The organism is Bianquea renquensis (genome assembly GCF_014384895.1).
In the GTDB taxonomy this organism is placed as follows: Bacteria; Bacillota; Clostridia; order Lachnospirales; family Bianqueaceae; genus Bianquea; species Bianquea renquensis.
Map to the genome: position 1 here is coordinate 1 of NZ_JACRSQ010000088.1, position 1,169 is coordinate 1,169.

The window sequence follows — 1,169 nt, forward strand, 5'->3', positions numbered from 1 at the left end:
TGTAGCGTTACAATAGATGTGAGACCAAGGGTATAGAAAAAGGCGATAGAGTTTGTTAGAATAGAGTCACCACAACAACACCCTAACGAAAGGTCTCAATCGCCATGGACATTGTAGCACAGGAAAAGAAAAACAACAAGCGATATTTGCCTCATACGGTGAGTACCAAAGAAGGCGCCGTAAAGCTCTACCGCCAGACAAAGGATCTTGACTTTGTACTGCGCCGATATCACATCTCAAAAGCTTCTCTCATGCGCTGGAACAAGCTGTATGACGGGACAAAGGAATCCCTTGTACCCAAGTCACACCGTCCTCACAGCCAACATCCCAACGCTCACACAGAGGAAGAATTGAACTGGATCCGGACTTACCATCGCCGCAATCCCAACATCAGTGTTTGCGAGTTATATGGTAAGCTTCGTCAGGAGAAGGCCTACAGCAGACACCCGGGATCCTTGTATCGTGTGTTCGTCCGGCTCGGCTACCGGAAGAAAGTGGAATCCACGAAGAAGAAATCCAAGCATCTGGGTCACTACGATACACCTACAGAATTGGGGAAAAAGTGGCAAATGGATGTAAAATATGTGCCAACGGTCTGTTATGTGGGCACGGACGGTGAGAAATTCTACCAATATACCATGATAGAAGAAGCAAGCAGAGAACGGTTCCTATATGCATACAAGGAGAACAGCAGCTACAGCACCGTAGACTTTGTGCACCGTGCCATTCTTTACTTTGGGTATGCTCCTGATATGATTCAGACGGACAATGGTGGAGAATTTACTCACACACAAAAGACAAAACGCATTCATCCTTTGGATGATCTTTGCAGCAAACTTCACATTCTCCACAAGACGATCCGACCCAAGACCCCTTGGCATAACGGCAAAGTGGAACGCAGTCACAGGAATGACCAAGAGCGGTTCTATAATTACCTGAAGTTCTATTCTTATGAGGATTTGCAAATCCAGATGAAACGCTACTTACGGCGATCCAACCGCATTCCTATGTCGGTTCTTGGTTGGAAATCTCCAATCCAAAAACGGCAGGATTTGGAGTCCTCCCGAGTTTGTTGACTCCGGTCGGGCTTCGCCCTCCCTTCGTCAACAAACTCGATATCTCTTCCAAACTCCTTCGCTTTTTCGGTCTCACATCATTGACAAACGTAC

1 protein-coding gene is annotated in these 1,169 nt (G+C 46.7%); it reads left to right on the top strand.

Annotation, left to right across the window (positions count from 1 at the left end; all coding sequences use genetic code 11):
* The first annotated feature begins 104 nt into the window (after nt 1–104).
* Nucleotides 105–1,076, top strand: coding sequence for a DDE-type integrase/transposase/recombinase (locus tag H8730_RS17320; RefSeq protein ID WP_249290301.1), 972 nt, complete (start codon nt 105–107; stop codon nt 1,074–1,076).
* Nucleotides 1,077–1,169 lie beyond the last annotated feature (93 nt).